The sequence below is a fragment of the Vibrio sp. J383 genome (assembly GCF_023503985.1).
Classification (GTDB): domain Bacteria; phylum Pseudomonadota; class Gammaproteobacteria; order Enterobacterales; family Vibrionaceae; genus Vibrio; species Vibrio splendidus.
Window position 1 is genome coordinate 1,793,088 of sequence record NZ_CP097294.1, and the last position, 24,248, is coordinate 1,817,335.

The 24,248-nt window shown below is 42.7% G+C and carries 31 protein-coding genes and 1 pseudogene; 6 read left to right on the forward strand and 26 right to left on the reverse strand.

Translation table 11 applies throughout. The features are described from left to right. Nucleotides 1-46 precede the first annotated feature (46 nt). The 13 genes from M4S28_RS24270 to M4S28_RS24330 all read right to left on the reverse strand — a co-directional run bounded on the left by M4S28_RS24270 (nt 47) and on the right by M4S28_RS24330 (nt 7,565). Nucleotides 47-610: a coiled-coil domain-containing protein gene (locus M4S28_RS24270; RefSeq protein ID WP_249633768.1), complete on the reverse strand. Its 564-nt coding sequence runs from the start codon at nt 608-610 to the stop codon at nt 47-49. 6 nt (nt 611-616) lie between these two features. Further along, a complete protein-coding gene (locus M4S28_RS24275) occupies nt 617-943 on the reverse strand; it encodes a Mor transcription activator family protein (RefSeq protein ID WP_249633089.1) in 327 nt (108 codons plus the stop codon). After that, complete coding sequence (locus M4S28_RS24280) at nt 927-1,304, reverse strand: Mor transcription activator family protein (protein ID WP_249633090.1); 378 nt, start codon at nt 1,302-1,304, stop codon at nt 927-929. Before M4S28_RS24280 ends, M4S28_RS24275 begins: the two co-directional genes overlap by 17 nt. Nucleotides 1,305-1,722: 418 nt before the next feature. After that, on the reverse strand, nt 1,723-2,154 hold the full coding sequence (locus M4S28_RS24285) for a hypothetical protein (protein WP_249633091.1): 432 nt from the start codon (nt 2,152-2,154) through the stop codon (nt 1,723-1,725). Nucleotides 2,155-2,173: 19 nt separating this feature from the next. Further along, a complete protein-coding gene (locus M4S28_RS24290) occupies nt 2,174-2,326 on the reverse strand; it encodes a hypothetical protein (protein WP_249633092.1) in 153 nt (50 codons plus the stop codon). A gap of 1 nt (nt 2,327) precedes the next feature. Next, nucleotides 2,328-2,609, reverse strand: a complete 282-nt coding sequence (locus M4S28_RS24295) for a hypothetical protein (RefSeq protein WP_249633093.1) — start codon at nt 2,607-2,609, stop codon at nt 2,328-2,330. Between the two features lie 2 nt (nt 2,610-2,611). Continuing rightward, complete coding sequence (locus M4S28_RS24300) at nt 2,612-2,827, reverse strand: hypothetical protein (RefSeq protein ID WP_249633094.1); 216 nt, start codon at nt 2,825-2,827, stop codon at nt 2,612-2,614. 2 nt (nt 2,828-2,829) lie between these two features. Then, complete coding sequence (locus M4S28_RS24305; RefSeq protein ID WP_249633095.1) at nt 2,830-3,942, reverse strand: ExeA family protein; 1,113 nt, start codon at nt 3,940-3,942, stop codon at nt 2,830-2,832. Beyond that, nucleotides 3,914-5,671: a transposase gene (locus M4S28_RS24310; RefSeq protein ID WP_249633096.1), complete on the reverse strand. Its 1,758-nt coding sequence runs from the start codon at nt 5,669-5,671 to the stop codon at nt 3,914-3,916. Before M4S28_RS24310 ends, M4S28_RS24305 begins: the two co-directional genes overlap by 29 nt. A gap of 6 nt (nt 5,672-5,677) precedes the next feature. Next, the gene (locus M4S28_RS24315) at nt 5,678-6,649 is read right to left on the reverse strand and encodes a hypothetical protein (protein WP_017096339.1); all 972 of its coding nucleotides are present in this window, start codon (nt 6,647-6,649) and stop codon (nt 5,678-5,680) included. Next, nucleotides 6,650-6,985, reverse strand: coding sequence for a helix-turn-helix domain-containing protein (locus M4S28_RS24320; protein WP_249633097.1), 336 nt, complete (start codon nt 6,983-6,985; stop codon nt 6,650-6,652). Continuing rightward, the gene (locus tag M4S28_RS24325) at nt 6,975-7,319 is read right to left on the reverse strand and encodes a primosomal protein (protein ID WP_249633098.1); all 345 of its coding nucleotides are present in this window, start codon (nt 7,317-7,319) and stop codon (nt 6,975-6,977) included. Before M4S28_RS24325 ends, M4S28_RS24320 begins: the two co-directional genes overlap by 11 nt. 18 nt (nt 7,320-7,337) lie before the next feature. Continuing rightward, nucleotides 7,338-7,565 (reverse strand): hypothetical protein, encoded by a 228-nt coding sequence (locus M4S28_RS24330; RefSeq protein ID WP_249633099.1) that lies wholly within the window; start codon nt 7,563-7,565, stop codon nt 7,338-7,340. Between the two features lie 123 nt (nt 7,566-7,688). Here M4S28_RS24330 and M4S28_RS24335 point away from each other — a divergent pair, with 123 nt between their 5' ends. Then, entirely contained in the window at nt 7,689-8,210 is a 522-nt protein-coding gene (locus M4S28_RS24335; RefSeq protein WP_249633100.1) for a helix-turn-helix transcriptional regulator, read from the forward strand. A gap of 231 nt (nt 8,211-8,441) precedes the next feature. Then, nucleotides 8,442-9,359, forward strand: a pseudogene (locus tag M4S28_RS24340) (EAL domain-containing protein); the annotation flags it as partial. Nucleotides 9,360-9,534: 175 nt separating this feature from the next. Here the strand turns inward: M4S28_RS24340 and M4S28_RS24345 are convergent. Further along, on the reverse strand, nt 9,535-10,434 hold the full coding sequence (locus M4S28_RS24345) for a LysR family transcriptional regulator (protein WP_249633101.1): 900 nt from the start codon (nt 10,432-10,434) through the stop codon (nt 9,535-9,537). A gap of 139 nt (nt 10,435-10,573) precedes the next feature. Here M4S28_RS24345 and M4S28_RS24350 point away from each other — a divergent pair, with 139 nt between their 5' ends. Further along, on the forward strand, nt 10,574-11,422 hold the full coding sequence (locus M4S28_RS24350) for a DMT family transporter (protein ID WP_249633102.1): 849 nt from the start codon (nt 10,574-10,576) through the stop codon (nt 11,420-11,422). 240 nt (nt 11,423-11,662) lie between these two features. Here M4S28_RS24350 and M4S28_RS24355 read toward each other — a convergent pair whose 3' ends face one another. After that, nucleotides 11,663-12,127 (reverse strand): Sbal_3080 family lipoprotein, encoded by a 465-nt coding sequence (locus tag M4S28_RS24355; RefSeq protein WP_249633103.1) that lies wholly within the window; start codon nt 12,125-12,127, stop codon nt 11,663-11,665. A gap of 196 nt (nt 12,128-12,323) precedes the next feature. Between M4S28_RS24355 and M4S28_RS24360 the strand changes: the two genes are divergently transcribed. After that, the gene (locus M4S28_RS24360) at nt 12,324-12,722 is read left to right on the forward strand and encodes a hypothetical protein (protein ID WP_249633104.1); all 399 of its coding nucleotides are present in this window, start codon (nt 12,324-12,326) and stop codon (nt 12,720-12,722) included. A gap of 57 nt (nt 12,723-12,779) precedes the next feature. Here the strand turns inward: M4S28_RS24360 and M4S28_RS24365 are convergent, their stop codons facing one another. After that, nucleotides 12,780-13,550: a chromosome partitioning protein ParA gene (locus M4S28_RS24365; RefSeq protein WP_249633105.1), complete on the reverse strand. Its 771-nt coding sequence runs from the start codon at nt 13,548-13,550 to the stop codon at nt 12,780-12,782. Nucleotides 13,551-13,744: 194 nt separating this feature from the next. On the opposite strand from M4S28_RS24365, the gene M4S28_RS24375 reads away from it, so the two are divergent. Next, the gene (locus M4S28_RS24375; RefSeq protein WP_004730320.1) at nt 13,745-13,993 is read left to right on the forward strand and encodes a type II toxin-antitoxin system Phd/YefM family antitoxin; all 249 of its coding nucleotides are present in this window, start codon (nt 13,745-13,747) and stop codon (nt 13,991-13,993) included. Then, entirely contained in the window at nt 13,983-14,273 is a 291-nt protein-coding gene (locus tag M4S28_RS24380) for a type II toxin-antitoxin system RelE family toxin (RefSeq protein ID WP_005377002.1), read from the forward strand. The genes M4S28_RS24375 and M4S28_RS24380 overlap by 11 nt, the downstream gene beginning before the upstream one ends. Before the next feature lie 18 nt (nt 14,274-14,291). Here the strand turns inward: M4S28_RS24380 and M4S28_RS24385 are convergent, their stop codons facing one another. From M4S28_RS24385 to M4S28_RS24435, 10 genes are all read right to left on the reverse strand, one after another. Beyond that, entirely contained in the window at nt 14,292-14,693 is a 402-nt protein-coding gene (locus tag M4S28_RS24385; protein WP_061025733.1) for a YunG family protein, read from the reverse strand. 598 nt (nt 14,694-15,291) lie between these two features. Further along, a protein-coding gene (locus M4S28_RS24395; protein WP_249633106.1) for an IS3 family transposase occupies nt 15,292-16,472 on the reverse strand; the annotation gives its coding sequence in 2 pieces (ribosomal slippage) (nt 15,292-16,187 and nt 16,187-16,472; 1,182 coding nt in all). A gap of 82 nt (nt 16,473-16,554) precedes the next feature. Further along, nucleotides 16,555-17,016: a hypothetical protein gene (locus M4S28_RS24400; RefSeq protein ID WP_249633107.1), complete on the reverse strand. Its 462-nt coding sequence runs from the start codon at nt 17,014-17,016 to the stop codon at nt 16,555-16,557. A 14-nt stretch (nt 17,017-17,030) separates the two neighbouring features. Further along, nucleotides 17,031-17,306 carry an ECs_2282 family putative zinc-binding protein gene (locus M4S28_RS24405; RefSeq protein ID WP_249633108.1) on the reverse strand — a complete coding sequence of 92 codons (276 nt, stop codon included), beginning with the start codon at nt 17,304-17,306 and terminating at the stop codon, nt 17,031-17,033. Between the two features lie 144 nt (nt 17,307-17,450). Continuing rightward, the gene (locus M4S28_RS24410; protein ID WP_249633109.1) at nt 17,451-17,810 is read right to left on the reverse strand and encodes a Ypar14, super integron cassette; all 360 of its coding nucleotides are present in this window, start codon (nt 17,808-17,810) and stop codon (nt 17,451-17,453) included. A gap of 285 nt (nt 17,811-18,095) precedes the next feature. Continuing rightward, on the reverse strand, nt 18,096-19,187 hold the full coding sequence (locus M4S28_RS24415; RefSeq protein ID WP_249633110.1) for an IS91 family transposase: 1,092 nt from the start codon (nt 19,185-19,187) through the stop codon (nt 18,096-18,098). Next, nucleotides 19,184-20,041, reverse strand: coding sequence for a tyrosine-type recombinase/integrase (locus tag M4S28_RS24420; RefSeq protein WP_249633111.1), 858 nt, complete (start codon nt 20,039-20,041; stop codon nt 19,184-19,186). Before M4S28_RS24420 ends, M4S28_RS24415 begins: the two co-directional genes overlap by 4 nt. Nucleotides 20,042-20,392: 351 nt before the next feature. After that, nucleotides 20,393-21,484, reverse strand: coding sequence for an IS91 family transposase (locus M4S28_RS24425; protein ID WP_249631672.1), 1,092 nt, complete (start codon nt 21,482-21,484; stop codon nt 20,393-20,395). Further along, the gene (locus tag M4S28_RS24430) at nt 21,481-22,338 is read right to left on the reverse strand and encodes a tyrosine-type recombinase/integrase (protein ID WP_249631671.1); all 858 of its coding nucleotides are present in this window, start codon (nt 22,336-22,338) and stop codon (nt 21,481-21,483) included. The genes M4S28_RS24425 and M4S28_RS24430 overlap by 4 nt, the downstream gene beginning before the upstream one ends. Nucleotides 22,339-22,933: 595 nt before the next feature. Continuing rightward, a protein-coding gene (locus M4S28_RS24435; RefSeq protein WP_445329536.1) for an IS3 family transposase occupies nt 22,934-24,174 on the reverse strand; the annotation gives its coding sequence in 2 pieces (ribosomal slippage) (nt 22,934-23,802 and nt 23,802-24,174; 1,242 coding nt in all). Nucleotides 24,175-24,248: the final 74 nt, after the last annotated feature.

The following is a 24,248-nucleotide window of genomic DNA, read 5'->3' on the forward strand; positions in this document are numbered from 1 at the left end:
GGTACGCTCCTTGGTTTAGAGCAAAGTGAACATACAATGAGGCGAGTTATAGCGCGTATTTCGCTAACATCTTGGCTTGATGCGCTCTAAATTCAGGGCCTTTTAATTGACCATATAGAGCATCAAAAGCTGAACCTAAGTAGTAGGATGGGCGAGGACTGCCAGGAAGAGAGCTTGAAAGCGTTGTGCTTATCACGACAAAGTCTTTCAGTAGCTCTTTTTGCTCATCAGATAGGATATTTAATTGGCTTTTAATGTCTTTGTAGACAAAAAGTAATAAAGCCTTCTCTGCGCTTTCGATACGCTCGGACGCTTGAGTTTTCTCATTATTAGCCTGACCTTTTAGGTAGTTAGAAATGTTGTTGATCAACGTTTCACAAGCTTGCTTTTGTGATTCGAGTGCATTGAGTTCTGTGGTCAGCGTTTCTGCACTCGATTGAGAGAGTGCGTTACGCAGCTCTGTTTGTTTTGAATGAAGTTGAGAACCTAGTGTTTTGAGGCGTGACTCTTGAGTTCGCTTTTCATCGATGTGACCTTTAATTTCAGACTCTTTCGCTGTGTATGCATTTTTGGCTTCTTGCAAAGCGGTTTTCAGTTCTTGTAATGACATCACTTATTATCCTTTTTTGATATTAGACTTTCGAATTGCTGTGTACACGGTGTTGTAGGCTAGATTGTATTTCTTCGAAAGTTGATTGACGGTCATACCTGATTGGTAGTCGTTAACTAAAGCGATATTTCTTAAGTAAGCTTGTAACTTCCTACCTCTAGCCACGTAATCAATTGAACCACCTACTTTTTCGGTTATATCTATTAAGATGCTCAGTGCATCAGGCTTATTTTTCTTGTTGTTGATAGCTTCTTCCAAACACTGAAGCATCACTCTAGAACTTGGTGATAATAAAGACACGGCATGTTGGTGTTGTTCATTGGTTAGTTGCATTGACGATTCTCCTTACTTGGTTTGTTGAGCATGAATAGCGTCGAGCAAGTGCACTAAAGTTACTCCCATCGAACTCCTTTGCGATCAGCTTATTCAGGATGGTCTTCACAATGGAATCTGGTTTTGGGATATACAGCTGGACACCACCACCGTATTGCATCAACTCAAAAACAAGTTGAAAAGTAAGCCCAGAGTTATCGATGCCGTGTTTTTGTAGAACATGTTCAAAAACATCATGAAGCCCTTCAAGCAACTCGGGATAAGACACATCACCCCCGTCGAGTTCATCAAAGCTAAATAGATCAGGGTTTTCAGTTAAAGCTTTTGCAATGTGCGGCATTGCTTTCTCAACAGATATCATGATTACCTCTCTAAAATACGGCATTGAATACAGTGGTTTGCCGCTGTCTTATTACGTTAATAATGGGTAACTGAGGGAAGAGATAAGAGGAATCCACCCTCAGTTACCAAAGGAGACTCTGTCTCCTCATGTACCAACACATTCACAATAATGCGCTTTGGTGAATGAGTGAAAATAACGCGGGTTTTTTATATTGGCTAAGTAGGGAATATTGAATTCAAGGCGAAAGGGAGATAATCAAAGCCAACGAATGACGAGGAATAGCATTTTAACACAGCTCAAATGGCCTACTGTTAGCTTAAGTGACTCTAGATGAGGGAATGTTCTTATTGTTGCTTAAAAACGCTTAGAACGCGGTAGAGGGAGAAATGCCCTTTTGAGAAAAGGGCATGATGGTGTAATCAGTGAAGATTTAGCACTAAGTTAAATCTTCACCATACATCGATTCAAATTTGGCATACAGGATCTCAAAATCACAAGTACTTGGTTGCTGAGTTTTTTTGGGGTGACGATATTTCAGGGCGACTTTCTCCCTGAGAAATCGTTCAAGCTCTTTAAGCAAATCGATTGGTACTGATATCGCTCGGTCACTAACGAGCAATTCTTTTACAAGTTCAACTTTAGCGGCGGCTTGTTGCTCTCGCATAGCTTTTGTTCCTTCTGAGCCAACTAGAGCCAGAGTTGCAGATGAACGCTCAAGAGCGATTGAAGCATTCTTAAATGCACTCCGTGCGCGAGTAAAAGCCAACTTAGCTCTATCAAAGCTAGCTTTTGCTTCAATTAAATCCGCTTCGTTAAATGAATATTCAGCCGTACCTAAAGAGTGGAGCTTAGCATTTGGATTACTCATCATATCTCCTTGAGCTAATTTAATGTGTCAATGATTGCTTTGTCTTATTTTCATGGTCGAATGCTTGATTTTGTAGTTCGCGCAAAAGCTCAAGCACTTGCTTAGCTCCCAGAGCGGACACACGACAAGCAAGTTCGTGACTTTCAGCGGCGCTAAGAAGTGGCTTTTTCATTTTAAACCTCTCCCGTGCGGTCTTGATAGCATCGAATTTCATTCCCCATACGAATCAAACCTTCAGCGACTTGCAAGCAGCCTGTCAGCCCTTCGATAGGGGTGTGTTGGAGTTGATTTGCAGCATGAACGTGCAATAAGTAATCCTGTAACAAAGTCAGTATTGCCGTTCCATCCTCAATCATCGATGTAGGACTTCCCAATAGCAGCTCGTCTGAATATTGGTGAAGCTGCGTCCAACTGAGGTCTATATCAACGTTTGTTTTGTTTGATTGCGTATCCATACTTATTGCTCCTTAGTCAGACGTACTGCGTTGATGATTTCTAGGCTCGCAGACAAAGCGTGGCCTAAGTCTTTTGCATCAATTTCATGCAGGTCTTCGCATTTATTGATGAGTTGAGTCACGAGTTCAATGTTACCGAACGCATACTCTTCAATGTCTACAGCGTTCCACTCAGTGAGCAAGACTGCTCTTACACCTTCTTGATTTTGAATGTTCATGCTTATAGCTCCTTAATGATATCGTCAGTCACTTTGTCTTCACCTAAAGAAGCACAAAGGTTCATCGCCTTGGTGATGAGGTTGTTGATAATCTGAGGGTACACAAGGCTCCCTGAGTTGGTGCGTCGAGTCTTTAAGCGCTCTTTTAAGGCAGGGGCTGAGCTGCTGTCCATGATCTTGTTATAGTCGCAGCCAGCACGTTCAAACTTATGTCTTAGGTAGGCTTCAATATCATGTTCCAGTGGTGGGACTTCGACCACCATACAACGGCGGATAAACTCTCGAAGCTCATAATGGCGGCGTTCGTCAAGGCGGTGAAACAGCTCTGTTTGACCCACAAGTAAAATCCCAAGGAGTTTAGAAAATCCGTCCTCTAACTCCCAGAAACGCTTAAGGTACTTCATCACAGGGATAGTCAAATCGTGCGCTTCTTCAATAATCAGTACATGTCGTTGACCACCTTTCGAGGCCGTCATTAAGAGGCGTTCAACCTGTCGTGCTTTGGCTTCCATGCTGCGTTTCGGTGTCTCGCTGCTGATATCGTTAATGATGGCATCACAGATACCCGCTGCCGTGGCACGCGTTTTATCAATGATTTTGGGCTGAATAACAGAGATATCTCCGTCATTGTGCAATTCATCCAGCAATAGGCGGCGTAGAACACTTTTCCCAGCGCCTGAGTCGCCCACAACCGCTAGAATGCCCTGATTACGCGACACGTCTTTCATTGCTGCCAGTACGTAACGGGTATCTTCGTTCATGAAGATGTCACGAACCGCGCGAATGTCGTTGATAAACGGGTTTCTGAATAGCTTGAAGTGTTTCATGGCTTCTTGTGTTAGCATTTGGTTCTCCAGTTCGATGTCCTGATTGATTTCTTCTTGCTGGGGTTTAGGTTGGTCATTGGTTGCAGCCAATGACCAACCGCTTATACCCTCTAGCCCTTGTGATACGAAAAACGCATTCACTTTCTGTTTAAATTCTTCTGCTTGTCGCTTTGGCGGTTCATTTTGACGAACGGCCTTGTAAACCGTGCTGTAATTCATCACTAAATAGTCAGCTAACGAGCGGATGGTTAACCCTGCCTCATCTAGCCGCGTTCTGAGTGTGCTCATTGGCTTCTTGCTCCCACAATTCAATAAATATCTGTAATTCGCGCTCAGAGGCTCCCTGAGGGTGTTTTTGCTTCAATACAGCCCTAAGGGTTGTCAATTCTTCTCTCGATGGGTTGAGGGCTTTTTTAAGGCGGTTTAAAGCCCCTATAAACGTTGTTTTATGCTCCGTTAACGCTTGTCCTTCAATATCCATGGTGGTGCCTTTTCTTAATAAGAACGACGGCGTTGATTGTTGCTCAATGTCAGCCATTGGATTAATGGCACCATCGAAGGCGGGCGTACGCCCTTTACGAACTTTCTTAATCGCTCGTGGGTTGTCCGTGCCCCATGCAGCGGTATCAAGTCGCTTACGGTTAATGTCTGATTGCGTTTCTCGAACGGCTTTGTGCTGCTCACCGATAATCGGGGCTTGTAAGTTAAACCCAGCGGCATCACGTTCAATGGGCAATGCTTCATGCGTGTGCTCTCGCCCTTGTTCGTCCATGCTAATCACTCGAATGGCAGGGGCTTTATATGGGTTCACAAACACTTTGACTTCATCCCCTGCGATAATGTGGGGGATATGTGTTAACGAATAATCCAATGACGCATAGCCTTTCGGTGCAAAGCTGATACTCAACTCGTTAGGACGTACCTTTCTTACCTCTGGTTTGGTTTGCTGCATCATGCTTTTCACCAACTCTATGTTATTGATTAAACGTAAGTGTTCCGTCCGTATGGTCTGCCACAATCCAAAGCGACTGCTTTTGTGTCGGCTATGTGCTTTCAACGATTGGAAGCCAATAGACCACTTGATAGCGTATTGATTTAACTCTTCAATCGAGTTGATCGTGATAAAAGCAAGGCGACTCTCAAAGCGACACTCGACAAGGTTGTGGGTTGATTCCACCTGACCTTTTGCCCAAGGGCGACCAGGCGTATGCGCGATGTGTTTGACCTCAAGCATGTCCAGCATATGGCGTGTTTGGTGCGCGATGTTGGCAGAGCCTGCATCCCAGATAAGCAACTTAGGCACGCCATACATCAATTCATTCGTACTACGCTCACAAAAAGCTTCAAATAAAAACTTGGTGATGGTCTCTGTGTTTTCACCTGGTGCCACGTAGTAGCGCAAGAAGAAAGCACCGCTGTAATGGTCAGTAGCGAGATAGCGCAGCACACGTTCATTCACAATACGATCAAGGTTTTTAGGCTTGTTCTTGTAGAACTCGTCTTCTGCCATGACTCGCAAGCCTTTCCCACCTTTGAGGTAATACAGCACACAAATAGACACATCGAATTGCCACGCATGATTCGGGTGTAATGAACGTTGACTTGTTGTGGTTTCCATTACATTCAACTGGTTAGGGTGAACTCGAAAACGACTGAAGGCGCGTAAGACCGTGGATTCAGAGACATCCCTAGTAAGGTGCTTATTTGCCAGTGCAATATCAATTGCATCACGAATGGTCATTAGTCGCTTACCACTGTCTCGTTCGCTTTGACGCATCAAGTTAGCGAGCAATTCAGTTTCAGAGCGTGTTAGTGCTAATTCACCACTGTCAGTGCGTTTCTTGCGACCCGATACCCAACCTAACTCAGCAAGCTCTTGATACAGCTTGTTTTTCGAGATACACAGATGCTCCGTGGCACGCTGAACAATTGTCCCTTTATCACCACGTCCTGCACTGTCTAACTCAGCCATTAAGCGCGTGAGGTATTGTGCTCGCTCTAGCTCAAGTGCATTCATAGTGGATTAACCCTCGCTATCCATCAGCAAAGCACTCTCTTCATGCCATTGCTCTAAATGCGTCATGACATGAGCAGCGATACCCATATCCCCAGAAAGGCTTAGAAAACGTTCTAACACTCGAAAGAGTGTATCTTCACACGCTTGATCAATATCGATAGGGTGGTCATTGTCTTGAATGGTTTGAATTGCATCAAAAAGACGCGCTAAACCGCTATCTACCGCAAGTGCCGCAATATTCAATTGCTCTAACAATTGACTGTTCAGCTCTTCTTCTTTCTGGCGAGTCTGCGCAGGTGACAGAGGCTTATCTAACTTTTTAGATAAACTGTTTATTTTCTTATCTTTATCAATAAGTAAGCGTTCATTAGACTGCTTTTCTTGCGCCAAGCTATTGACCTCATTTTGAAGTGACTGCTTCTCTTGACGATGTTTCGCAGACAACTCTTCAATGATTTCTAAGGCTTCATCACGGTCTTGAACTTTGACTTCTTCACCTTCAATAATGGTGGTCAAATCTTCTTGTGGGAGTTTACGCAAGCGGCGTAAGTCTCTTGTCGTCATACCGATTGCGTGCATTGACTCTAAAGCTTGCTCACCAAAGACATCCAGATTCTTTAAGCGTTCGTCTATTGTCGATTTTGAGCTACCATAGATTTCACAGAACTCTTCCCATGTCCCTCTTAGAACGACTAAATTACTGCCGACTGTCGAGCTTTTTGCAAAGGTAATTCCTTTCAAAGCCTTGTATTGCTTGGATTCTTTGATTTCCTTAAGCGCACTTAAACTCACAGCGTCGGTAATTTTTGACAGTCTCTCTGCCATTTGAGCGCGACCAAGTAGCGCACCAAAATCCACCGCTTCACCCAGTCTTTCACCCTCAGATTGAGATATTGAAAGAGCTTCCGCTGCATTGATTTCTTTTGCATCACTTAATGCTTGCTGCGCTGATGCTAATTTTTTCATTTCATCTGACATCTATAGCTCCTCACCCGTCAAATCTTTAAATTCAGACCCAATGGCCTCTACTTGCTTACGTACAGCATTTCTGTAGTTGAACGCTAACTTGATGAAATGGTTAGAAGGTTTCCATAACATCGATTTCTGCCCTCCAACGGTATCGACCCATCCGCTATCGACAAGAACTTGTAAGTAACGATGAAGACTTGCTCTAGGGATGCCAGTATGATCGCCTAGCTGCTTTAAGCTTGTCCCTTCAACTCCTTGAGAAACCATAAACTCAAGAAGATCGAGTGCAAATCGTGTCGGCTTCAGGTTATACCCTGTTATAGAACTCTGAAATTTACTCTTCATGATTTATGTCCTTTCTGGCTAAGAGCACACCATTGTTGAATGCTCTATTAAGTGATGTTCTTGAAGGTGAGCGTTCCTTTCCAAACTTATCTATACAGGCAACTAGAACATCGCCTTGGGTCATAAACTCTAAGTCTAAAGACAAGATAAATTCATAGAGTTCTCGGTCTAACTCTATTTTGCTCTTCTGGCCTGCTCTCTTCTTGAATGCTGGAGTTTTCTGACCTAGAGATTGGCATATGGCATCAAGCACATTTCTTGCTTCAACGACATTTAGCATCAGCAGAATGTCCATAATTTTCTCTTGTGCGTATTTTTCTTTCGTGGTTTTCATAGTAACCCCCTCATTAGATCATTCATCTTCCATTGACACTAGGCCTGCGGCCTCAGTCAGTCTTTGCTTGAGTTCGTTGGATTTTGGGCCGTTCCAGATACCTTTTAAAGCTTGTGCTGCGGCCTGCCTTTTTACTTCATTGTCTATGCACCAGCGATGCAAAGACGTTCCCTTTAGGAGAAAACCAGCTTTTACTTTGGTGTATAGATCATTGTTCGAATTGTTTAGGTTAATTTGACTTTTCATTTTGAGCCTCTCTGCTATAGTAATAACTTAAATTTTCGTTTTGCACTTTCGGTTCGCATAATGAGTACTTTAATGGTTCAAAATGAAATGTCAAGTTCAGTATGAAATTTTCGGGAGGGTACTATGATTCATATTGCAGCAAATGATGTTCTTAGTAGGCTTACTTCAAGCCTAGGAACAACATCAGATCAAGAGCTAGCTTTAAAATTAGGAGTTGCCAAACAGACTATCGCTACTTGGAAAAAAAGAGATAAGGTTCCATTAGACAACATTGTTGAGGTCGCTGTTGGACATAAGTTGAGTATCGATTTTTTATTATTTGGAGAGCATAAGGCTGTATTAACAAAGAGGCCTGACTTTAAGCATTGGACAAAGCGTATCGCTGATATAAATTTAGCAAAACTAGTCTATGAAAAGCTTGATGAAGAGTTATTACTTACTGAGCAAGGCTTGAACGGTGAAACACTTTCGACAATTTTATCTGCTATGAACTTCGTAAAGGATATGCTTGGCGAAGACGTTATATTTGATGAAGAGAGACATCGTGGAGAACTGGATACTGGTGTGATGAGGTTTGTTGCTCACTACCATGAAATGATGTACATAACTGCCAACAATATGGTTCTGGGCGGAAAAAGTAAGTAGAACCTTGTATGCATTTTGAAAATCATTAACTCGAAGTCAGTCAGTTCATTTTGTCATTTCAAGTACACATGAGCTGACTGATATTTATAAACCTATAAACTTTCTTCCCTTATCTCACATGAGACAACCATCCTAAAACTCATTCGTTTGACATCCTCAAAGGTCAATGTGATCCCTAACCTATGGTCGTATTATCCTGACGGGAGCCTAGTATTATCTTGGTTCTATACACTCTTACGTTACTCTTGGTTCGGTTTTCTATTTGCAGGAATCGCGACAATTATCGCCGTGTCGATCAGGCACAATAAACAAAACCACAGAAGCTTAGAGTCTTCATTATCTGACGCACTAAGAAACGATCACTTACATGTCCACTTGCAGCCAATCGTTAACCATAATACTCATGAAATAGTCGGCTGTGAGTCACTATTAAGGTGGCATGACCCAGTTGAAGGTAACGTCTCTCCCGCTATATTCATCCCTCTTGCAGAAAGCTTAGGATTAATAGAAGACCTCACGTACTTCGTCTTACGTGAAGTATTAGCCATGCTCACCAACAACCAGCACCTATTTCAATCAAGATATGTCAGCGTCAACATAAGCCGGAATGTGCTCTCAAATAGCAACTTTGCGAGCAAGGTGAGTCATATATATAAGAAGAACCCAGACATTCTCAAGCAGGTGGTCTTTGAAGTAACCGAGGATGGTGAATGTTCTGATGCCGATATGCTCAAGATTAAAGACAACCTGACCAAGCTATCGAACATGGGCGTAAGAGTCGCAATTGATGATTTTGGGACGGGCTATGCAGGCTTAGACTTTGTAAGACAATTCCCATTTAGTATTCTAAAAATCGATCGTGTATTCGTGCAAAACATATCCGACGAATCAAGCTTTGGTATCCCTCTGCTAGAGTCCATGCTTCAGCTATCTCAAACCTTAGGCATGCAAGTTATTGTCGAAGGCGTTGAGTATGAATCACAAGTAAAAATCTTGTCTAAGCTAGGTGTCGACTATATCCAAGGCTTCTATTTTTATAAGCCGATGCCAATAAGCCTGACGATAAGTTTGCTCAGACAGCAACATATGGCTGCAGATAATGAAGACAAACTCTCATCCACCTCAACGCCAGAATGGGAACAAGTCTAAGCAGACTCATTGATGGCAGCCTGCCTCACAATCTTTTTACTTCGAGTTAAGACACTTGGAGCGTTTCCAACGAACATAAGAGCGTAGTTCACGCCCCTAAAATATATGCGTGTTATCTAGATACCACGCATGTATCTGAGAGTGAGCGGTTTCTTTCAATGTTACGCTTCACTGTTTACTCATAATCAAAACATTGCTGTTTGAGCCAATGGCCTAACGTTCTGATTTCAAACTGCTTGGCTCTCGAATTTTTGTAGACAAAGTACATATTGTCGCCAGTCGGTAAATCGTGCATTGGGATACGAACTAAGTTTTGTTGAAGATCTTGGTCATTAAGAAAGTAGTCGTTCAGGAACGCGATACCTTGATGGTATTTCACAGCCTCAGCGGCCAGGACCATGTGGCTGAATTGGCTAATTTTCACATCCTTTGGCAGGCTGAAACCACCGAGTTCACACCACTTAGCCCAGTCTTTCGCTTCACCGCCATCCTTGAAGATTGAACTTACTGAAAGTAACTGCTGATCCCACAGTGCCTCTGGCAAAGGTTTATCTTCGATTCTCTGCCACACCTTTTGGCTACAGAACGGATAGAGCTGCTCTTTGTATAGGAAGTCACTAACGTAGTTTTTCTTTGGCGGGTAGGCAGTAATAAAGCAGTCGGCAACTTGATCCGAGAACTCAGGCTCATCGGCCACCATACTTAACGTTAAGTCGATTTCTGGATGCTGTTGGCGTAAGTTTTCGAGCCTAGGTACCAACCATTTCACGGCCAGTGAACTGTACATTGCAATCCGAATTTTGCCACTGTCACCTTCACGGATTTGATAGCTGGCTTGCGCGATATTCTGCAATGAGTGAGACACATCTTCGTAATAACGCTCTCCTATCGGGGTGAGCGATAAACGCCTTCCCTGACGCACAAACAAGGTTTCACCTAAGTATTCCTCTAGCAAGCGAACCTGATGACTCACCGCACTTTGAGTAACATGAAGCGCTATAGCCGCCTGAGAAAAGCTATTAAAACGAGCGACCGACTCGAAACATTGTATTGCTCTTAAAGGTGGTAATTTCATTATTAGCTCAGCTCATACTAAGTGAATTTTTATCATTATATATGAAACGATTTTATGCATTAAGATTACGCCATCACATTTCTTCATTTTATCTTTAACTCACACTGAACACGCGTCAGTCAATGATAGGAGCTTCATCATGCCTTCAATGTCTGTTGGAATGGCAATGAGTTTACTCATTGTCGGTAATCTAATTGCGGTTTTCTCTGATGCCTTAATTAAAACCTTGGACGAAGACATTGCTGTGTTTCAATTTGTCTTCTTCAGACAGCTAACGGCCGTGTTAATCCTTCTGCCTTTTTGTTTTGGCGTGAGTAAAAAGAGCTTCACCGACGGGCTGAAATGGCATGTCCTGCGCGCGCACATATGGTTACTGGGTGCAATCTTTATGGTGTTTGCCATCAATGCTATGCCATTGGCCACCGCCAACGCGATTTTCTACGCCGCACCTTTGATGATGCTGCCGTTAGCCTTGGTATTTTTCAAAGAACAACTCAGCCGCTACTCTATTGCTGCTGGAATATTTGGCTTTATGGGCGTTCTGGTCATCATTCGCCCGACAGAGATCGATTGGGCGGCCATTGCAGCGCTTATCGTAGCGTTAACCATTGCCAGTAATAACTTATTGATCCGCAAACTCCCGAAGCATCAAACCGTGGCACAAACCTTGTTGTTAACCAATTTAGCAGGCGTTCCAGCATCACTTGGACTCGCCATTTGGGAAGGCCGTGAATGGGATTGGTCACCACTCATCACTGCCGCAGGTTCAAGCGGCTTTATCCTCATCTACGCGGCGATATGTGTCGTCACTTACCGATCGGCAGAAAGCAATAAAATCGCCAGCGCTGAATACAGCGGCTTACTCGGTGCGGTGGGAGTTGGGTTGGTCTGGTTTGGTGAAATGCCTGATATTGCAATGGCGATTGGCACTGCAATGATCATATTGCCGCTCATCTGGCTGGCTCGAAATGAAAAGAAGCAAAGATAGCGAAACGTATTGATACCAGGCCCTGAATACCAAGCGAAATGAGTAAAAAATCACTTCAGACAAGAGCTTTAGTTAATATGAACAATGTTAAGCCGTAACGGTAAAAGCCACGGCTTCACATCTTCGTCTCTTCGTCTCTTCGTCTCTTCGTCTCTTCGTCTCTTCGAGCTGAGCTTAAAGAGAAATAGAAAGCGAACAAAGGGATGAGTTAGTCAGCTAATTAGACTAGTTCGTCGCTTTTTAATCGGATGAATTGGCCTCTTTCGTCGCTTCTTCAGCGGTTTTCTTACCAAATACCGTATCCATCATAAAACCAATACGCTTAGATGCATCACCGAACTTGTTCGGGTTAGCCGTATATGGAACTTTAAACTCTACTTCACCGACTCTTTGCCCGTTCTGATAAGCATTGATCTCCGCTTGCTTTAAGAACAACGCTAAGTCCCAGCTCCAATGGCCTTCATACTCCAATGTTAGCTTATCAAGATCGTGCTTAGACTTATCTGGTACGACGGTGTAGGTATAATCGTTATCTTGCAGCCACGTTTCCATGGTATTTAAAAACCCTTCACGTGTTTCAGCGTCTTTAACAATAACAACATCCACTTCAGTCGTAGGTTCTGGAATCGCGCTCCCTGTGTAACGAGGGGCTCCACAACCAGCCAAAATTAAAACCGAAAGCGATAATAGTAGGTATTTTTTCACGTTATATATCCATTAACAATTAACTGCGTAAATGATACCACATCAAAAAAATGACATATTATATAAGCAAAGGTTAATCAGACATTCCTTGTTACATAAGGCACTAAAAAACAACGAAAGAAAATGCGAAGGCGATGGGTCTCCTTGGAGGGAAATTTAATTTCATCGCATCGTTGAGTGCATTAAAAGGAATATCATGGAAAAGACACTTCAAACCAAACTGGCGACTAGCCTACTACTACTGAGAGTCGGCATTTTTATCGTCTTCTTGTTCTGGGGCTTAGATAAGATTCTGGTACCAGAGCACGCTACAAAGGTGCTATCTGGTTTTTACGGCATCGACATCTCGGATAACGCGATGATGGCTATGGGTGTCGCTCAGCTCGGCTTTTTAGGCGCATTCGTTGTAGGTATGTGGAAGAAGTACACCTACGGTGCCATTTTGGTCCTACACGCAGGTTCAACCTTCGCCTCTTTTGGAAAATACATGGACCCGTTCAACAACCTACTGTTCTTCACTTCTTGGCCAATGCTCGCAGCCTGTATCGCACTCTTCTTACTTCGTGACTACGACACTTACAGCGTTTCCAACTAACACAAAGGGCGCCTGTAAATGGCGCCCTGTTTGATTAGCTTGATTCTTAAACGTTTGTTATATTTCTTTCAACACAATCTTCTTTATGACTTCATAACCTAGCTGCCTTACTTCTGGGGCTGCTAACAGTTTTTTCAATGTGCCGGTAATTTTTGCTTTGTTGAAGCGTAACCACGCTCCTTTTGGATAGAACTTGGCATTATTTTGTGCCTTATTGAGCGCAGCTTGCAAAGTCTTGAGCCTTTCTTCCGATAGGTTGCATTCTTCCCGAATTTTGTTAATTCGGTCAAAGAGGCTTTCTAAATTTTCTTTTAAGGCTTCGAGTTCCAATTCAGTAAAACGCTCTTCAGAATCAAGCATTTCATTAGGAAACATTTCATCAATTTGGTTAGCCAACTGATCATCACAAGATGGAGTTTCCGCATATAAAACTATTAGTTCAGATTCGATATTACTGCACCAACTTTCGATATCATACGTAACTCGCCCCAAGTTAGATTCTCTAAATTGATTTACAGACTTGAGTTCACCAGGGGACATTGTAACTTCAAACTCTCGGATTTGCTCCGTGATAAATTCAGTCTCATCACCTTTAGGCTGCCCACGCAGCGCGCTGCTGAAGATGTCATGTTGAATCGGCTTTGACTTCTTAATTTCATTCGAGTACTGAATTTCACGAATTGAGAACTGAAATTGAGGATGATGAGAAAATGTAATGATAATTAACTCATCATTAGCTGGAAACTCAAATTCAAAGTCATCAGCGCTGAAAGCTGACTTTTCTAGGGAGTTTTTAATTTTTAGAATAAAACTTCGATTTAATTGCACTTTGCCCTCCTGAAATATAACGCCTTGCTAAGGTGTGATCAAAGCAATACCTTAGCCTCCGCATAATACCTTAAACACATAAACCAACGCATAGTAAAAATGCCACGCGTTGCGAATCACTCTTAAGCAACTTGTTATACCGCTTGGTTGAGGCTAAAATGACCGAAATAAAGACCACTTAAGAGACCTATTACATGACCACTAGAATTTTAGCCGATGTTGCTGCAAGCATTACTGAGTTGAAAGCTAACCCTATGAAAGTTGCAACTAGTGCTTACGGTGAACCTGTTGCTGTACTGAACCGAAATGAGCCAGCATTTTATTGCGTACCAGCCGAAGCGTACGAAATGATGATGGACAGACTCGAAGATCTTGAACTACTAACTATTGCGAAAGAGCGTGAATCTGAAGAGAGTATTTCGGTAAATATTGATGACCTATAAACTCGACTTTAAAAAGAGTGCACTCAAAGAGTGGAAAAAGCTTGGCTCAACGCTTCAACAACAATTTAAGAAAAAGCTAATCGAGCGTTTAGATAACCCGCATGTTCCGGCTTCAAAACTCTCTGGAGCTGACAACATGTATAAGATTAAGCTGCGTCAATCGGGCTACCGTCTCGTCTACAAAGTTGAAGACGATGTCATCATTGTAACCGTCTTAGCAGTCGGAAAACGCGAACGTAGCGATGTTTACCGTAAAGCTATGAAAAGGTTAGATGATTGATTGCGGTATAACGCCGCGTTAGGTAGAGACTTCCGCTCCTACCCGATAACTTTCCAATTTACTACGAACCAAATTTGATAAGTCCAAATACCGGTCAGCTCCATTTTTAGGTAGTTTATCTGGTCTTTCAAACGAAGAAGGTTCTTTTAGCTCTTCACTTTCCCAGAATTGATCGCCAGTTGAATCAAATAGCGTGCCATCGGGTAACTCGTTTGAGTAATGAAAGCCAACTTGATCTTCACCCAAAAATACCTTCCATAGAACTAGCTTTCCGCCAAAATAGTCGTTAATTATTAGCGCAGATATTCCACATTGCCCACGACTTGGATTAGATTGAGTCCAGTTTTCTGGTTCCTCAGTGCTTTCTAAAGACCAGCTATCCTGAAGAGCTTTTAATACATCACTTATACTTGGTTTCATATGCTCTACTTAAAACTCCTTAGCTACCTAACGCCTTGCTAAGGTGTGAGCACGCAATGCCCAAGCCTCTGCAGACCACCTTAAACACAAAAAACGACGCATGGTAAAAATGGCACGCGTTGCGAATCACTCTTAAGCAATTTGTTATGTTTGTTCTACATGCGCGCGATCACACCAATACTCTGAGTAACTTTCGTTTACCCAACACTCAATTCGTATTGTGCCAAATTCTTTATAAGTACCTAGTTCTTCTGAGATTGTTATACGTTCAGAGGATAATAAATCACTAACTGAATCAGCCAAATCTTCAAACCCATAGAGTTCAACATTTTCGTGTTCACTTCTGAGAGTAAGCTTCAGAACTCCTTGTTCTTCGGTCCGAGTCGCTGTGAGATTACAAATAAAGTCAGGTCTCACACACTCGAATAGCTTCTTATAACTACTCATATTCCCTCCGAAAACATAACGCCAAATTAAGGTGTGAACAACGCCAACAACTTACCTAAAGCATTGTGCCATAAACACGAAACTAGCTAGAAGTGAAAGCGCCGAGCGTTGTGAATGATCTTCACCCGATAAAATGGACACCCTATTATCTTTAACCCGTCGTTACTTCATATTCATGCGGGGTTCGATATCCAAGACTTGAGTGCAGTCTATAACGGTTATAAAAATGCTGGATATAACCGGCAAGTTTATCTCTAAGCTGCTTCTCACTTTTAAAACTATTTTTCCTAATTATGTCGCCTTTGAGCGTATGGAAGAACGACTCCACCTCCGCATTATCAGTGCAATGACCTGGACGATTCATACTTGGGACAATTCCATTTTTTGATAATAAAGCTTGAACTTCATGGGCGCGATATTCAGAGCCTCTGTCGGTATGAAACAATAAGCGCTCTTGTGGCTTTCGATTTCTAATGGCCATTCTCAACGAACTCATCGTTAGCTGTGTACTCTTCTTACTACCAAGCGACCAACCGACGATTTTACGTGAGTAAAGGTCGATAACGACGGCTAGATACATCCAACGTTTACCTTGCTTTATATACGTTAGATCTCCAGACCATTGTTGATTAACTGCCGTTGGTTTTGGTGTGTCTTTTTTAATATTCTTAATCGATTGATAGAACCGATGTAGCTTGGCCATTTTCATGTAAATGCGATAACTTCGTGCTCTCAGCGCTTGCTCTCTCATGATCCGAGCCACACGCTTACGGCTAACCAAAACTCCTTGGCGCCTCAGTTCTGCATGAACTCGTGGGCTGTCGTAAGTCTCTCGACTCTGGGTAAACACTTTAATTATACGCTTCTTCAAAGCCTGCTCTTCTTGAACGTAGCGGCTTGGCTCTCTATCAAGCCATGCGTAGTAACCCGACTTAGAAACAGATAGAAAACGGCACATCAATACAATGGAATAACGCGTTTTGTAATAGGCTATGAATCGGAATTTTGTCGATTTTCTTGGGCAACGAATCGTTGCCACTTTTTTAGCAAATCATTCTCGAGCTTAAGTTGTTCATTCTGACGTTCGAGCTCTGCAATCCGACTAGACTCAGTTTTCTGGCTCGGGATCTGAGTCCTTTTCTTACGTTTATCTTCCATAATAACCCCTTCTCTATAGTCCTTTCGCCATTTAGAAAGCATATAAGGGTGGATATCTAATGATAGCGCCACGCCTTTAACTGTAGCTCCTTCTCGAAGCGAAAGTCGGACAGCAGTTACCTTAAATTCCGTAAGATATTGTTGAGTTTTTTTACCTGATTTATAAGCTGGCATAAACACCTCCAATTGCTATTGAAGGTGTCCACTAGATCGGGTCAACTACAGAGTCCGTCTTGAACGCTTTGTTAGGTGCGTTCTAAAGTGTTGGATATACGATTTTTCCGTTTTTATTTCTGTGTTCGTCAGACCAGCAAAGTTTCAACTTGTGCTTACTTGGTGTTTGCATATGTACGACTGCCAATAACTCAATAGATGCATGCTTTTCGAGCGACTCATAAGGAAGCTTACTCTGTAGCTCCGATTCTGGAACTAGTTCATTGCCGTCTGGGAATTCAACCGTTACATTTTTTGCTTCGGCATTTCCTTTATTCCAAATTTTCAACCGATACTTATGATTCCCCAACTTAATGATCGATGCACCTAAATCGGCTTTACGATCATCGATAACTTCTTCGGTTTCCTTAGCTAAGAGCAATTCATTAAGCTTATTCTGAGTTTCAACTAGAGAGTCTTGTCTCTTGTTAAATTGAATCGTTCGCCATGTAGCGTACCCAGACAGCCCCAAAGCCAAAAATGCTATACCATCACCAAAGTCCATACAGGTAATACCCCCTATCTAATTTTTATATTCTTGTTTCCTTTGAATGCATTTTTAAGCATTTTTTTCATTTCAGCTTCAATTTGCTTTTGTGCTTCTTTAGCTATCTCATTTTGATTTTCTGCGATTAATTCAGAATTTTCAGCTACAAGATCTGCGCGAGTCAACTGGCGCTCACACTGAGTGCAAGTAACAAGCTCGTTCTCGTCATTTTCATCAAAAGAGAAGTCTTTACAACCACAAGTTGGACACAACATACTAATTTGTCTATCAAGATTATTGAGTTTCATTTTACCTCCTAAGCACCTAACGCCGCGTTAAGTAGTGAGCAACACAACCACTGAACCTAAGCTACTGTGCTGTAAATACTAAACTTGATTTAAACTTAAAATGCCAAGCGTTGCGAATCTGACTTGAACGCTTTGTTATGTATATCAACCGTATAACGAGATATTAATATTTGGATTCACTGATACCCTTACTCCATAAGGAATTGATGATATTCCATCGTACCTGCTGCCAAAACATTTTGCCGGAGCAAACTCTAGATACTCACCCGTTGAGTCCAACTTCCTGATTACGCCCTTACAATCTATCAGTTGCATTGAAAAAAGAGTGGATTGATTATGACAATTGATAAGTTCAAATCGTACATCGCCATCATATTGATACACTGTAATAGAAAGCTGTATACCAGCTTTTTCGACAGTATATTTATACCAGATCCCATCTATCTCTTGCTCAGGAACAACCTCTAGGACTGCCAATACATCTATTTCATCCCAAACTAACATCTAAACTCCTGATATACATAACGCTTAAGTATTTATCCGTTGTCGTAGCACAATGGATAAATACCTGTTGGACTTGGCCGCTTCTATCTATGGAGTTTGCTTTTTAGGACTGACTTACGTTCCACTATTATCATTAAGACCGGTACCCCGTCAGCCTTCCATTTTCCACTTCTAGCCGCCAATTTATCTATAGCGACTATACCCGTTGCATAATGTTTTTAAAAGCGAACAATACCCTTCTCTCGCCATAACACAGCGATAATTTTATTGAGTACAATCAGACAACTAGGTCAGTCGGTGCTCTGAAACGACTATCCTAGGTCTAATATTGATGCACACGAGTACCATGCTGTTGCTATGGCAGTTCGGACAACAAGGTTTCTCTTTCAGCACTTCCGATTTCTCTGCGGGTCGCTTTTGTAAGCTTTGCCTAATTTCCGCTATCGCTTTTACCCGTACAGCATTAGCTAAAAAGCCATAGTAGCGTATTCGCATTAGCCCTTTAGGCAACACATGTAAAAGTAAGCGTCGAAGTAACTCGCCCGCATTACAACACATTCTTTGCGTCCCATTGGTTCGGTAGTCTTTGTAACTCATCGTGATACGGCCATCCACGTTATAACTTAATTGGTTGGGATTTAACCCGATACGATTGCAATACCGAGATAGATAACCCACTACCGCTGTAGGCTCGTGGAGTACAGGTTTACTGTACACAACCCATCTCTTACTAGCGGCTTCCTCTAATAAATTACTGTGCGTCGCTATCAACTCGCTTACTCGACATAACATCTCTTTCTTAAAGCGAACGGATAAGGCTTTAACCGGAAGCAGGTAACTCTCTTTTCTTGTCGGTTGCCATTGCCGATCTTTTGTAAGCACCCCACTCGGTAGTAGGCAATGAATATGAGTATGTTGACTCAGATTTCTTCCCCAAGTGTGAAGAACCATTAATGCTCCAAGTTGACCGACAAGGTGATGCCGCTCATTAGCAAACGCGCATAATGTTGCCCACACTGAATGAAACAAGCATTGATAAACCACCTTAGGATGCGCTTTAACCAGAGCATTGAACTCGTGAGGTAAGGTAAAAACCATATGATGGTAGGCCACAGGTAAAATATCTTGGCTTCGCTTTGTTAGCCATTGCTGTCTCATCTGCTCTTGGCAATTGGGGCAATGACGATCTCGACAAGAGCAGTACCAACGAGTTTCATGACCACATTGCTGACAACGCCAGTCGTAACTGCCCATACGCTCCGTTCGGCAGTCTCTTAAATGATGGAGTACTTGCCACTGCCTCGGTGTGACTTTGCTTTTATCAAGCTCTTCTAAGCCTTGGGTTAATACGGCTTGGCAAGGAGATAATGCGTTCATTCGCTCTCCTCCCATAGTTGAGCAACTAAGTCGAACTTACTTCCGTCCGAGCTTTCGTTGTGATGACCTATCCAATGGGTGTACCTCAATGTCGTTTTGATATTCGAATGCCCAAGGTAACGCTGCAGAACATTCAAAGGCATGCCCGATTCAAGCTGATGAGTTGCATAGGCGTGTCTCAGGGCGTGTATTCCCCCTAATTTTCTGACGTTAGCCTCAACTTTTGCTGCTTTGAAGCACTTCTGCAAAGAGCTAATACCCAATGGCTTTTCGGGCTCTAGGCTGGGAAACAGCACTACGGTTGGGTGATAATGACGCCAGTAATTTCGAAGATGATTCAGTTGGCTATCACCCAGTGGAACAAAGCGATCTTTTTTACCTTTACCACAATGAATGTGCAGTCGTTTCGCCGTACCATCAATGTCTTTCACGTACAAACCTACGACCTCACTGACACGTAGGCCACATCCATAACACATTTCAAGTGCGGTCTGATACTTAAGACTTCGACAATGACTAATGATACTTCTTACTTCCTCGCGATTAAGCAGCTCCGGTATTTTACTGGCGCGTTTAATCGGGGGAACCAGTCGCTCTTCAAATTCTCTATTCAAAACGGCACGATAAAAGAACAAGATGGCATTCAAAGCTTGAGCACAAGTACTACTACTTAAGCTCCGCTCTATGGTGAGCGTACGTAAATACGCACTAATCTGTTCATCGGTGAGTAAATTGGGGGACAGATCGTAAGTAGTAGATAGATCTTTAACCCAACGTAAATAGCTTGCATGGGTTTTCGGAGAAAAACGGCGAACCGCCATTTCATCGATAAGTTGTTGTCTTAATGGGGTCATGATGTATTCCTTAATCTATGGATACATCATAAGTTTGGTCTATCGGATAAGTGAGAGGAAAGTCCTCCGCGAAGCGGCTTAGTTCAACGCTTAAGTATTTATCCGTTGTCGTAGCACAATGGATAAATACCTGTTGGACTTGGCCGCTTCTATCTATGGAATTTGCTTTTTAGGACTGACTTGCGTTCTACTCTTATCATTAAGACCGGTACCCCGTCAGCCGTCCATTTTCCACTTCTAGCCGCCAATTTATCTACAGCGACTATACCCGTTGCATAATATTTTTAAAAGCGAACAATGCCCCTCTCTCGCCATAACACAACGATAATTTTATTCATTATAATCAGACAACTAGGTCAGTCGGTGCTCTGAAACGACTATCCTAGGTCTAATATTGATGCACACGAGTACCATGCTGTTGCTATGGCAGTTCGGACAACAAGGTTTCTCTTTCAGCACTTCCGATTTATCTGCGGGTCGCTCTCGTAAGCTATGCCTAATTTCCGCTATCGCTTTTACCCGTACAGCATTAGCTAAAAAGCCATAGTAGCGTATTCGCATTAGCCCTTTAGGCAACACATGTAAAAGTAAGCGTCGAAGCAACTCGCCCGCATTACAACACATTCTTTGAGTCCCGTTGGTTCGATAATCTTTGTAACTCATCGTGATACGGCCATCCACGTTATAACTTAATTGGTTGGGATTTAACCCGATACGATTGCAATACCGAGATAGATAACCCACTACCGCTGTGGGCTCGTGGAGTACAGGTTTACTGTACACAACCCATCTCTTACTAGCGGCTTCCTCTAATAAATTACTGTGCGTCGCTATCAACTCGCTTACTCGACATAACATCTCTTTCTTAAAGCGAACGGATAAGGCTTTAACCGGAAGCAGGTAACTCTCTTTTCTTGTCGGTTGCCATTGCCGATCTTTTGTAAGCACCCCACTCGGTAGTAAGCAATGAATATGAGTATGTTGACTCAGGTTTCTTCCCCAAGTGTGAAGAACCATTAATGCTCCAAGTTGACCGACAAGATGATGCCGCTCATTAGCAAACGCGCATAATGTTGCCCACACGGAATGAAACAAGCATTGATAAACCACCTTAGGATGCGCTTTAACCAGAGCATTGAACTCGTGCGGTAAGGTAAAAACCATATGATGATAGGCCACAGGTAAAATATCTTGGCTTCGCTTTGTTAACCATTGCTGCCTCATCTGCTCTTGGCAATTGGGGCAATGGCGGTCTCGACAAGAGCAGTACCAACGAGTTTCATGACCACATTGCTGACAACGCCAGTCGTAACTGCCCATACGCTCCGTTCGGCAGTCTCTTAAATGGTTAAGCACTTGCCACTGTCTCGGTGTGACTTTGCTTTTATCAAGCTCTTCTAAGCCTTGTGTTAATATGGCTTGGTAAGGAGATAATGCGTTCATTCGCTCTCCTCCCATAGTTGAGCAACTAAGTCGAACTTACTTCCGTCCGAGCTTTCGTTGTGATGACCTATCCAATGGGTGTACCTCAATGTCGTTTTGATATTCGAATGTCCGAGGTAACGCTGCAGAACATTCAAAGGCATGCCCGATTCAAGCTGATGTGTCGCATAAGCGTGCCTCAAGGCGTGTATTCCTCCTAATTTTCTGACGTTTGCCTCAACTTTCGCTGCTTTGAAGCACTTCTGCAAAGAGCTAATACCCAATGGCTTTTCGGGCTCTAGGCTGGGAAACAGCACTACGGTTGGGTGATAATGACGCCAGTAATTTCGAAGATGATTCAGTTGGCTATCACCCAGTGGAACAAAGCGATCTTTTTTACCTTTACCACAATGAATGTGCAGTCGTTTCGCCGTACCATCAATGTCTTTCACGTACAAGCCTACGACCTCACTGACACGTAGGCCACATCCATAACACATTTCAAGTGCGGTCTGATACTTAAGACTTCGACAATGACTAATGATACTTCTTACTTCCTCGCGATTAAGCAGCTCCGGTATTTTACTGGCGCGTTTAATCGGGGGAACCAGTCGCTCTTCAAATTCTCTATTCAAAACGGCACGATAAAAGAACAAGATGGCATTCAAAGCTTGAGCACAAGTACTACTACTTAAGCTCCGCTCTGTGGTGAGCGTACGTAAATACGCACTAATCTGTTGATCGGTGAGTAAATTGGGGGACAGATCGTAAGTAGTAGATAGATCTTTAACCCAACGTAAATAGCTTGCATGGGTTTTCGGAGAAAAACGGCGAACCGCCATTTCATCGATAAGTTGTTGTCTTAATGGGGTCATGATGTATTCCTTAATCTATGGATACATCATAAGTTTGGTCTATCGGATAAGTGAGAGGAAAGTCCTCCGCGAAGCGGCTTAGTTCAACAGCTATATTAGATAGAATAATTCTGCATTTTATCCCTGGAACAATTCTGTCTAGTAAGCTAAACCGTTCAGGCTCTGTCTAATAACCCATTTAATAACAGCACCTTACCAGCTTGCTTCTTTATCAAACATGACGAAAAGCAGAAAAATTCCATATAGTCTCTGCAAAATGTAGAAAGTAGCTCAATGTGTGAGTTAGTCGTCATCTTGTTCGTTGATTTCTTCGCCGCAGCCTAGGCATTTGGGTTCTATGTCGGTCGGTAACATGATGATTAAGCCGCAGTGTGGGCACAGGTCGCCTTGGTTATACATAGTCACTCCTAAGCAGCGCTGAATTCGCCAGTGTATGAGATAAGGCCGGTTTTCTTGCTTTAGCTAACTTAGACATCAATTTACCTCTATCTACAAGATTACAGAACGATATACAAGTGCGTGAGATGATATGTGAAACTTGTCGTTCAATCAATCGGTATTACATACTGTCTCGTCCTAAAATACGTTGACGATTTTAGTAAGCCAGTAACGCAAGTTGCTGGCTTTTTTCATGCATCTTATTTGGCGTATTCATACCTAAGCTGAGATGCGGCCTCATTTCGTTGTACGTATATATCGACTCCTCAACAAGCGTTTTCAACTCACGAAGATCTTTGCACTGAGTAAGCAAGAATTCTTGCTTGAGGATACCATTGACACGCTCAGCTAACGCGTTTTGATAACAGTCATAACCATCCGTCATTGACGGTGTTATGCCATGCTTTTTAAGCTTCTCTTGATAAAGACTAGAACAATACTGAAGCCCTCTATCTGAGTGATGGATTGTCGCATGACGATAACATCGAGTTTTTACCGTCATATCTAGGGCCTTCACAACATCGCTCGCTTTCATTTCATTGCTGACTTCATAACCCATGATTTTACGACTGAAGGCATCGGTAACCAATGACAAGTAATGAACGCCCTCGTTCGATTGAACATAAGTGATGTCGCTCACCAGAACTTCTTCTGGTTTGGACGGAACGACTTCTTTTAGCAAGTTCGGATGTTTTTTCATCCAGTGCCTACTGTTCGTTGTTTTGGTGTAACTTCGTCTCGGCTTAACGAGTAAGCGCTCTTCTCTGAGGTAATTAAACAAAGCATCACGGCCAAGTTTTATTCCCTTAGCTATCAACTTCGGCTTCAGTAAGAAATAGAGCTTACGAGCTCCCAGCCGAGGCATGAACCGTCTTAGTTCAAGCACCATCTCTTTCACAGGAGCAAGCTCAGCCTGACGAGTGGTCTCACGCTTTTCTCTCTGATAGACACACTGACGAGATATATTGAGCAATGAGCAAGCTTTATTTAAGCTTACTTTTTTCTCTTTTTGAAGGCTTCTTGCTCCTTCGCTATATACTTTTTTCTTAGCGACATCCCGTGCTCAGCATCAAGAATATCAACAACCCTATTAAGAAGAAGGCATCTGAGACGTTCATCTTCGAGCTCTTGTTCAAGTCGTTTTATTTTTTGGGCAGGCGTTTCATTCGCTCTCGGTGATTTAGGCATCGTGCTCTTCCTTGGATTGGTAGTCCAATCCATTTTGCCATGCTTTCTTAACCAAGTAAGAACAGTCGAACGACCTTGTATGCCGTAAATTGATTGGGCTTGTTTATAGGTCATGTCGCCTTTTTCGATGGCGTCTACAACCTGCAATTTAAAGCCTAGTGTGTAATCACGCTGAGTGCGCTTAACGTAGTGTTTATTTGGAATGGTCATCATTAATCCTCAATGTGTAAACACATTTCAGGACGGGACATACTTAAAAACAAAAACGCCGACGTTATTGTCGG